Source organism: Rossellomorea sp. LJF3 (assembly GCF_037046045.1).
Classification (GTDB): Bacteria; Bacillota; Bacilli; order Bacillales; family Bacillaceae_B; genus Rossellomorea.
In genome coordinates, this window is sequence record NZ_JBANLY010000030.1 from 26343 (window position 1) to 37150 (window position 10808).

The following is a 10808-nucleotide window of genomic DNA, read 5'->3' on the forward strand; positions in this document are numbered from 1 at the left end:
GGTTGATTCTGATGATGAACCGAGTTGTATTAGTAGGGCGTTTAACCAAAGACCCTGAATTAAAATATACTCCAAGTGGAGTGGCTGTGGCTTCGTTTACACTGGCTGTCAATCGTAGTTTTACGAATCAATCAGGAGAACGGGAAGCAGATTTTATTAACTGTGTTGTATGGCGTCGCCCTGCAGAGAATGTAGCAAACTTTCTTAAAAAAGGCAGCTTAGCTGGCGTTGACGGTCGCATTCAAACACGTAATTTCGAAGGACAGGATGGACGTCGTGTGTTTATGACGGAAGTTGTAGCAGAAAGCGTTCAGTTCTTAGAACCGCGTAGTGCGAATCAAGGCGATCGTGGAGGAAGTCCGGGCTATTCAGGTGGAGGTCAGCGTGACCAAGGAAATCCGTATAGTCAGAATCAGAATCAACAACGCAACAACAATAATAACAACAACTATACACGTGTAGATGAGGATCCATTTGCAAATGACGGTCAGCCGATCGACATTTCCGATGATGATCTGCCATTCTAAACGAACGATAACGAATCCAAACAAGATAGGAGGCGAAACAAATGGCAGGAGGACGTAGAGGTGGACGTAGACGTCGTAAGGTGTGCTACTTCACAGCAAACGGAATTACACATATCGATTTCAAAGATGTTGATCTTCTTAAGAAATTCGTATCTGAACGTGGAAAGATTCTTCCACGTCGTGTAACTGGAACGAACGCTAAGTACCAACGTAAGTTGACTCGTGCGATCAAACGCGCTCGTACAATGGCATTACTTCCATACGTTACTGGTGAATAATATCATCGACTTAAAAGCAGCAGAGACTTGTCTCTGCTGCTTTTTTTACGGCTTTTTTTGTAGCTTATAGATGAGTAAGTGCTGGTTGATTTCCGCTGCAGGTGCTCGCTTTCCGCGGGACGTGATTTCCTGAATATAGGAAAATATAAATACATTCACGCATTAACTACCAGTATTTTTTGAAGTATTAAGCGGTCAACGATAGCCTCTATAGTATATGAGTGGTTTTTCGATGAATTTTGTTACTAATGTGTTCTGTCACTCTTGGTTGTTGGGCTTTGTCAGATGTTTTTTTACCACGACAATCTTTGCCAAATAGCCTCTCGTAAAAATTCTTGATCCTTTTTAGTAAGAGATTTTATATCTATTCATAATTAGAAGCCCCCATGTAAAAGCACAGAGTGGATTGTAGCGGAAGGCACTTGACTCCTTCGGGAAATAGAGGAAAGGTCGAGACCCCGCAGGGCGAAGCCCGAGGAGGCTCGACTTCCTCCCCGAGGAAAGCAAGTGCCTGGAGCGAAAAGGAACGGTCTTATTTTCACACCACGACTTATCAAAGGACAATCATTTTAATATTTGAAATGTGATTTCCCCCAAAACTATAAATAATCACCGGAAAATGTCGATGAATAAGTGTGTACATTGATGTTTTTTGTAGTTAAAGGGGGAATTTTGGTGAAAAAAATTAGAAAGAAAAACAAAAAAGACCATAAAAAGAGATTTATTTTATCATCCATCAGAATGAAGCTTATCGTCATCATTTCTATCTTATTTATGGTTTCTTTGGCTGTCATCATATCCATTACCAGCTTGCAGACGAGAATGAAAACAGAGGATGAAGTCATCAGTCAAACCCAAGGGATCGTCGGGGAGCTCAATAATTCCGTACAGCTGTTCCTTGGACAATATGAAAAAAGTATTGATCAGTACTCCGTTTCCAACGCATTGAAAAACTATGCAAAGGCACAAATGCAATCAAAAAAGGACGTAGATAATACAGAGTTATATGCGAATATCCAGTCGGATTTCGATAATTATCTTAGTTTGTACGAGGAAGCTACTTCCATCTACTTTGCATCACCGAATAAGAAACTGAAAATCGTCCCTTCCGTTTCCCTGCCGAGTGATTTTGATCCGACAAGCAGAGATTGGTATAAAACCGCTGCAGATGCAAGGGCAGGAGTTGTATGGAGCGAACCTTATGTCGATACGGCAACGGAGGAATACATCATAACCGCCTCAAGGGCGATTGTCTCTGAAAACAAAGTGGTGGGTGTCCTCGGTGTCGATATTAACCTGTCGAAACTGACTGACCGTGTTTCCAAAATGGATATCGGATATAATGGCTATCCGTTTTTGATCGGTCTTGATGGTACAGCCATCGTTCATCCAACCAAACGTGGTGAAGATTTGTCCACCCTGCCTTTCATCAGCAAAATGTTGAAATCCGATAAAGAATCGGCCACCGTCCGATATGAACTCGAAGGGGATAAAAAAATATTGGTATACAGCACGGTGCCGAAGACGAATTGGAAAGTGGGATCCGCTTATAATATGGAAGATCTCATTCAATCTTCGAAAGACATCGAACGTTTACTCATGATCACGGCTCTGATTACACTGGTCATCATGCTGGTACTGGTTGTCATTGTAGCCAATATGATGACAAAACCGATTAAAGATCTGCAAAAAACGGTAACCAACGTTTCGTCCGGTGATTTATCCATTCAATCTACGATTAACACAAAAGATGAAACGGGCCTACTGGCTACAGATCTAAATAAAATGATCGTGAATATGAAAGATACGATAGCAGTCGTTCAGGAATCGATTTATAATGTTCGGGAATCTGCCGAAGGACTAAGTGCGGTTTCTGAGGAAACGAATGCATCAAGTGAGGAGATGGCAAGGGCCGTAACGGAAATCGCCAGCGGAGCTTCACAGTCAGCCGCTGACTCTGATCGGGCTCATCTTCAAACTGAGCAATTGGGAACGAGAATTGATGGGGTTTATGAGAAATCAAAAGCCATGTCTGAACTTGCAGGGAAAGCGGATACCATGAACCAGTCTGGATTGAATCAGGTGAAAGAATTAGAGCATGCGTATCACTCCTCCAGTGAATACATCACTTCCATGGAAAAAGTCATCCTTAGCCTGGAATCGAAAGTGAAGACGATTGAATCCGTCATGGGAACGATCACGGAAATTTCATCTCAAACGAATCTGCTTGCCCTCAATGCGAGCATTGAAGCGGCAAGAGCCGGAGAGCACGGCAAAGGGTTCGCTGTGGTAGCCGAAGAGGTCCGCAAGCTTGCAGATCAATCCGTGAAAGCAACGGAAGAAGTCAAGCGCACGATTGTTGAGATCCAACAGGGCTCTCATCAAGCAGTGGACGAAATGGTTAAGACAAAAGCAACATTCGAAGTGCAGAATGATGTGATTCAAAAAACGAATCATGTATTCGACGAAACCTCTCAATTAATGAAATCCATGCAGCGTGAGATTGAGAATATGTATAACGAAGTGGGTCAAATCAATCTCGAAAAGGATGAAGTGGTCAATGTGATCCAAATGATGGCCGCGACAGCCGAAGAGACAGCCGCTTCCTGCGAGGAAATGAGTGCTTCGACTGAGGAGCAGGTAAGGGCAGTACAATCCGTTACAGAAGCAGCGGAGCGTCTGACGGACCTTAGCCAGGAGCTTCAGTCCTCCATTGAGCGATTCAAAATTTCATAATCTGCGATATGAGGGTGTCCTGACACATTGCCATTCTTTATCTACTACGTATACTCCTTTTTAGAGTGAGTGCATACTAGAGTAGATGGATTGCTGTGGAGAGGGATGCCCTCTTTTTTATACGATCATAATGACTGATATTACAACTTTGAACGAGTTTCACTGAAAGTGGCACCAGTTTGATTAAAAATCCCCTTCCAAATCCCCATTAGATGAAATCTATCTTCAAAATTGATATGATAGTGCTATTGCATTGTTTAATCTATCGTAAGGAGCGTTTTGAGTGAGGAATCCCCGTATTTTGACAGAAGGTGCGCTTATGCTCGCCATCTTTACTGTGCTAATGTTATTGAGTTTATATGTTCCGCTTATTGGGACCCTGGCATTCTTTGTGTTGCCCCTCCCTCTTATTTTATTCAGTTCCAAGTATTCGTTATGGAATTCGATCTTAGTATTGATCGGATCACTGGGTCTGTCTTTCTTATTCGGGGGACTGCTTGCATTACCGGTTGCCTTTATGGTGGCTACAACCGGGCTGGTCATCGGTTGGTGTGTGAAGGCAAGAGTGGATAAGATGAGGCTGTTTATGGCAGCAAGTCTCACACTTGTTATAAACATTGTGATCGGTTTTGTTGTTTCAATTCTATTTTTAGGTGTGAATGTAATCGAAGACAGTCTGAAGGAATCGAAGGCTGCTTATTATTCATTATTTAAAACCCTCGGCCAGGAACCGGACAAAAAACTGGTCGATAGTCTTGAGAGCTCGATTGACCTTATTCAAACCTTAATGCCTACGTTGTTTGTGGGAATATCGGTTGTACTCGCCCTGCTGTTCATCTTGATCAATTTCCCGATCATGAAGCGTCTGGGAAGGGATGTACCGGTCTTCAAGCCATTCAGGGAATGGAAGCTCCCCAAGAGCATTCTTTGGTATTATTTGATCACACTTGTGCTGTCCATGATCCTTCAGCCGGAAAAAGGAACATACGTTTATACGGCGCTGATTAATATTTTGTATGTACTGCAGACGCTGATGGCGGTGCAAGGTTTGTCTTTCATTTATTTCTTTGCTCATCTGAAAGGATGGTCCAAAGGAATTTTGGTATTAATTACAATCATTTCGATTCCTCTTCTTTATCTCGTGCGAATTTTAGGTATAATTGACTTAGGATTTGATCTAAGACAACGCCTGCAACGCAAGTCATAGAAATTTAAGATCCAGGAGCTGAAATCATGCCATCTTATTTTAATAAGCGAATGATCCGCTACCCATTGTACGGTCTAGCTATATTAACAGCTCTTTTGTTAGTATCGGTTTCCTTTTACCAATGGATCATTTCGTTAATAGGGTTGATTGTCTTTGGAATCGTGTACTTTCTCGCTTTCTATTTTGAAAGAAGGTCACACGAAGAAACAGAGGAATATATCTCCACCTTATCCTATCGTGTCAAGCGTGTAGGGGAAGAGGCGTTGATGGAGATGCCCATTGGGATCATGCTGATCAATGATGAATATTACATAGAATGGACGAATCCATTTCTTGCCTCTTGTTTCAATGAAGACACAGTCGTTGGAAGGTCCCTTTACGATGTGGCTGAATCACTCGTTCCATTAATCAAACAGGAAGTCGATTCGGAAATTGTGACGATTAATGAACGAAAATATCATGTCGTATTGAAGCTCAAAGAAAAACTACTCTACTTCTTTGATGTCACAGAACAAAAAGAAATAGAAAAGCAATACCATGATGAACGCACGAATATTGGAATCATTTTTCTAGATAACTATGATGAGTTGACGCAAGGCATGGATGATCAGACGAGAAGCAGTCTGAACAGCCTTGTGACATCCATCCTGAATAAGTGGGCGAAAGAGTACGGTGTGTTCCTTAAGAGGGTCTCTTCCGAACGATTCATCGCCGTCATAAATGAGAAGATCCTTCAAGTATTGGAGAAGGAGAAGTTTGGGATCCTGGATGATGTCCGGGATACGACCTCGAAGCAAAATGTCCCCCTCACCTTGAGTATCGGTGTCGGGACAGGAGTCTCCTCCCTTCCGGAACTCGGGACACTGGCTCAATCAAGCCTCGACCTCGCCCTTGGACGAGGCGGCGATCAGGTCGCGATTAAACAGACCAATGGAAAGGTCAAGTTCTATGGCGGTAAAACCAATCCGATGGAAAAACGGACCCGTGTACGGGCAAGGGTCATTTCCCATGCTTTAAAGGAAATCATGATTGAAAGTGACAAGGTCATCATCATGGGACACAAGCATCCCGATATGGACGCCATCGGAGCGGCCATCGGGATCCGGAAAGTGGCCCAGATGAATCAGCGCGAAGGATATGTCGTCTTGAACTTTAATGAAATCGACAACGGTGTGAAACGATTGATGAAGGAAATCAAAGCGAATACCGATCTCTATCCGCGCTTCATCACCCCGGAGGAAGCACTTGAGATGGCAACGGACGATACGGTGCTCGTCGTTGTCGATACCCATAAGCCCTCCCTGGTCATTGAAGAAAAGCTGTTAAACAAGGTGGATAAAGTCGTCGTCATCGATCATCATCGACGGGGCGAAGATTTTATTAAAAATCCACTGCTTGTCTATATGGAGCCTTATGCTTCTTCTACGGCAGAGCTTGTGACAGAACTACTCGAGTATCAGCCGAAGCATGAGAAGATCACGATGCTGGAAGCGACGTCGCTCCTCGCCGGGATCATTGTCGATACGAAGAGCTTTACGCTGCGGACGGGATCGAGGACGTTTGATGCGGCTTCCTACTTACGGGCACAGGGTGCAGACACAGTGCTGGTCCAAAAATTCCTCAAAGAGGATGTCGATACGTATATCAAGCGTTCCCGGTTGATCGAATCGGTCAAGTTCTTCCGTGAAGGGGTCGCGATTGCAAAAGGGGAGGATGATGTCATTTATGATCCCGTCCTCATTGCCCAGGCAGCAGACACTTTGCTAACAATGGATGAGGTCATCGCTTCCTTCGTCATCTCGAAACGGGATCCTGACACAATCGGTATCAGTGCCCGTTCACTCGGTGACGTTAACGTACAGATCATCATGGAAAACTTGAACGGTGGAGGTCATTTAACCAATGCCGCCACCCAAATCAAGCAGGTATCGGTACTGGAAGCGGAAGAGCAGCTGAAAGAAGCACTAAATGATTATTTTGAAGGGAGAAAAGAGATATGAAAGTTATTTTCTTAAAGGATGTAAAAGGTAAAGGAAAAAAAGGCGAAGTGAAAAACGTAGCAGACGGTTATGCACATAACTTTCTATTAAAAAAGGGCCTGGCTGTCGAAGCAACGAACGCAAACATGGGTCAACTTGAGGGTCAAAAGAAGAAAGAACAGCAAGTCGCTCAAGAAGAATTGGAAGAGGCAAAAAAATTAAAAGCGACATTAGAGGAAATCACGGTGGAAATGAAAGCGAAGTCTGGTGAAGGCGGCCGATTATTCGGATCCATCACAAGCAAGCAAATCGCCGATGCGTTGAAAAAAGCTCATGACATCAAAATCGATAAACGTAAAATCGAGATGAATGACGCCATCCGTGCCCTTGGTTACACAAATGTTCCCGTTAAGCTGCATACAGATGTGTCCGCAACATTAAAGGTACATGTAACGGAAGAATAGTTTACCACTGAATATACGAAATTTGGTAACTTCATTTTGAGAAAAACATGTTAAAATGAATATAGCTTGATATAAAATGTGATCTGGATTTTATCCTGATCACATTTTTTCGGTAAAATACCATTCTTTTTTTATATAGATAATGATGATCGTAAGGGAGGCGTGAGCATAGATGAATGAAATGTTTCAGGACCGGGTGCCACCTCAGAATATTGAGGCTGAACAAGCGGTATTAGGGGCCATTTTCCTGGAGCCCAGTGCGTTGACGACCACATCGGAAATATTGATTCCAGAGGATTTCTATCGTCATTCTCATCAAAGGATATACAATGTCATGCTGAATCTGGGTGATGGCGGAAAGGCCGTCGACCTGATCACGGTGACTGAAGAACTGGCAGCAGCGAAAGAGCTCGAGGATGTCGGCGGGGTCGCTTACTTAAGTGAACTGGCCGCTTCCGTTCCAACCGCTGCAAATATTGAATATTACGCAAAGATCGTGGAAGAGAAATCATTACTCAGAAGGTTGATTCGTACAGCGACCGATATCGCTTCTGACGGCTATGCCCGTGAGGATGAGGTGGACAGCCTCCTGAGCGAAGCGGAAAAAAACATCATGGAAGTCGCTCAGCGTAAAAACGCCGGAGCTTTCCATAATATTAAAGATGTCCTCGTGCGGACCTATGACAACATCGAAACCCTGACGAATCGGAAGGGTGACGTGACGGGGATTTCAACAGGATTCGCCGACCTGGATCATATGACGGCCGGATTCCAGCGAAATGATTTGATCATTGTCGGGGCACGTCCTTCCATGGGTAAGACAGCCTTTGCCCTGAACATCGCTCAAAACGTAGCCGTTAAAGCCAAGGAAAATGTAGCCATCTTCTCACTCGAGATGGGTGCCGAACAGCTCGTCATGCGTATGCTGTGTGCAGAAGGTAATATTAACGCACAAAATCTCCGAACCGGTGATCTGACGGACGAAGACTGGAGAAAGTTGACCATGGCAATGGGGAGCCTCTCAAATGCCGGTATTTATATCGATGACACTCCGGGGATCAAAGTAGGGGAAATCCGTTCCAAATGCCGACGACTCGCACAGGAACACGGTCTTGGAATGATTCTCATCGACTACTTGCAGCTGATCCAGGGGAGCGGTCGTTCCGGCGAAAACCGTCAGCAGGAGGTTTCTGAAATCTCCCGTTCCTTGAAAGGGCTTGCCCGTGAGCTTCAAGTGCCGGTCATCGCCTTATCCCAGCTCTCCCGGGGAGTGGAGCAGCGTCAGGACAAGCGCCCAATGATGTCCGATATCCGTGAATCAGGAAGTATCGAGCAGGATGCTGACATCGTAGCCTTCCTATACCGTGAAGATTACTACGACAAAGAAGCGGAAAACAAGAATATCATTGAGATCATCATTGCCAAGCAGCGTAACGGCCCGGTTGGGAACGTGTCTCTTGCGTTCGTGAAGGAATACAATAAATTCGTGAATCTGGAGCGGCGGTTTGACGACGCTCCGGCTTAATAGAAAAAATCCAAGCTTATCAGGCTTGGATTTTTTTGTTGTTATAAGATCGTCGCATGTTGATGGGCATGAAGCCTTGTAAAGATTCCATTTTCATTAGAGAGCAACTCTTCATGAGTCCCATCCTCGGCGATCCCGTTTTCAGTGACGACCAGAATACGGTCTGCTTTCCGGATCGTTGCCAACCGGTGGGCAATCACCAGGGTGGTCCGGTCTTTTGCCAGTTCATTTAACGCCTCTTGAATGATCGCTTCTGTCTCTGTATCCAGAGCGGAAGTGGCTTCATCCAGAATCAGGATTCGTGGATTCTTAAGAAACATACGGGCAATGGATAAACGCTGTTTTTGCCCTCCGGAAAGCTTCAGTCCCCTCTCCCCGATCTGGGTCTCATATCCGTCTGGAAGAGATGCGATCAGATCTGTCAGATGCGCACGTCTCGTCGCTTCCTCGATCTCTTCCTGAGTGGCATCAAGTTTCCCATAAGCAATATTTTCACGGAGCGTTCCGGTGAATAAGAACACATCCTGCTGTACGATCCCGATCTGGGAACGGAGGGATTCCTTCGTCATCTCACGGATATCGATCCCATCAATGGTGATGGCTCCTTCTTCTATATCATAGAAGCGGGGGATCAATGCGCATATCGTCGTTTTCCCGGCACCGGAAGGACCGACAAATGCGACGGTCTGTCCTGGTTGGATGGTGAAGGATAAATCGTTCAGAATGGGCCGGTCAGGTTCATATCCAAATGTCACGTTGTTGAAGGCAATATCCCCTCTCAGCGTGGACACTTCAACAGCATGGGGGCGATTCTCGATATCCGGCTCCATATCCATGAGCTCGGTGAACCGCTTAAAGCCTGCCATTCCTTTCGGATACAGTTCCAGTAGGGCCGAAATCTTGTCGATCGGTTTAAACAGGACGTTGATATAAAGGATGAAGGCGACAAGTTCCCCATACGAGAGAGCCCCTGAAAAACTCAGCCAGGCTCCGTATACTAGTATGATCAAGGTCATCAACCGAGTCGTAATATAAATCCCGGATAAATTTACGCTCATTACATTATAAGCCTTCAGTTTCGACTTCCGGAAAAATTGATTATTCTCATTAAAACGTTCCATTTCATAAGATTCATTCGTGAATGATTGAACCACTCTCGCCCCTGAAACACTGTCTTCAACACGGCTGTTGACGTCAGCAATATTTCCGTACATCTTCGTCCAGGCCGCATTCATTTTGATATTCGAATACGAAATGAGCCATACAAGGAAAGGAACAATGATGATCGCAACCAAAGCAAGCTCCATATTAATTGTCAGCATGATCCAGAACGCGCCGATAAAGGTCATGACGGCGATGAACAGATCTTCTGGTCCGTGATGGGCAAGCTCCCCGATGTCCATCAGATCATTTGTCACCCGGCTCATGATATGACCCGTTTTCGTATTATCAAAGAAGCGGAAGGATTGCCTCTGAACATGATGAAACAATTCCCGCCTCATATCTGTCTCGATATTGATCCCGAGCTTATGCCCCCAGTAGTTCACAACAAATTGCATACTCGAACTGAGCAAATAGAGAACCAGGAGGCCCGCTGAAACAGCCAGGATGGTACTCCAATTTCCATCAGGCAATAAAGAATCAATGAACCACGATACCGCCAAAGGAAATCCCAACTCTAAAAGTCCCACCAACACCGCACAGGCAAAATCAATATAAAAAAGCCGCCGGTGCGGACGGTAATAACTAAAAAATCGTCTAATCACCAAAATCACCTCAATATTCAATTGTATGTAAAATTCAAAATGCTTATTTTAGATTAGCAAAAGTTTCTAAAATGCGCTATCCTATTTATTCGCTTCTTTACCAAGCTTGATCAATCAAATTGAGTGCTTTTGCTCTGTTCGTATATCGTACTGCTTGGTTGTCAAGGGATTCGCTCCCTTTCCGCGGACGACCGGTCAAGCCCCCGCAGGGCAATGCCCGAGTTATCATGAACGAAACTAGCTCCTTACTCGTAACACCGTAGGTTAATTTGGTTAGACTGTTTTTGAGGAAAACAAAAACCAAATCAGAGCTACATTACGGAAGG

The 10808-nt window shown here is 44.6% G+C and carries 8 protein-coding genes; 7 read left to right on the forward strand and 1 reads right to left on the reverse strand.

Annotated elements, in window-relative coordinates; all coding sequences use genetic code 11:
• Positions 1-11: 11 nt before the first annotated feature.
• The 7 genes from ssb (at position 12) to dnaB (ending at position 8716) form a co-directional block, all read left to right on the forward strand.
• A complete protein-coding gene (gene ssb / locus V8G47_RS19270; protein WP_034764778.1) occupies positions 12-527 on the forward strand; it encodes a single-stranded DNA-binding protein in 516 nt (171 codons plus the stop codon).
• 41 nt (positions 528-568) lie between these two features.
• On the forward strand, positions 569-805 hold the full coding sequence (rpsR, locus tag V8G47_RS19275; protein WP_034764780.1) for a 30S ribosomal protein S18: 237 nt from the start codon (positions 569-571) through the stop codon (positions 803-805).
• Between the two features lie 675 nt (positions 806-1480).
• Positions 1481-3541 (forward strand): methyl-accepting chemotaxis protein, encoded by a 2061-nt coding sequence (locus V8G47_RS19280; protein WP_336201486.1) that lies wholly within the window; start codon positions 1481-1483, stop codon positions 3539-3541.
• A gap of 283 nt (positions 3542-3824) precedes the next feature.
• Positions 3825-4748, forward strand: a complete 924-nt coding sequence (locus tag V8G47_RS19285) for a YybS family protein (protein ID WP_336201487.1) — start codon at positions 3825-3827, stop codon at positions 4746-4748.
• 26 nt (positions 4749-4774) lie between these two features.
• Positions 4775-6748 carry a DHH family phosphoesterase gene (locus V8G47_RS19290; protein WP_336201488.1) on the forward strand — a complete coding sequence of 658 codons (1974 nt, stop codon included), beginning with the start codon at positions 4775-4777 and terminating at the stop codon, positions 6746-6748.
• Positions 6745-7191, forward strand: coding sequence for a 50S ribosomal protein L9 (gene rplI / locus V8G47_RS19295; protein ID WP_336201489.1), 447 nt, complete (start codon positions 6745-6747; stop codon positions 7189-7191). The genes V8G47_RS19290 and rplI overlap by 4 nt, the downstream gene beginning before the upstream one ends.
• Positions 7192-7363: 172 nt before the next feature.
• A complete protein-coding gene (gene dnaB / locus V8G47_RS19300) occupies positions 7364-8716 on the forward strand; it encodes a replicative DNA helicase (RefSeq protein WP_034764791.1) in 1353 nt (450 codons plus the stop codon).
• Between the two features lie 41 nt (positions 8717-8757).
• Here dnaB and V8G47_RS19305 read toward each other — a convergent pair whose 3' ends face one another.
• The gene (locus V8G47_RS19305; RefSeq protein ID WP_336201490.1) at positions 8758-10482 is read right to left on the reverse strand and encodes an ABC transporter ATP-binding protein; all 1725 of its coding nucleotides are present in this window, start codon (positions 10480-10482) and stop codon (positions 8758-8760) included.
• Between the last annotated feature and the right edge of the window lie 326 nt (positions 10483-10808).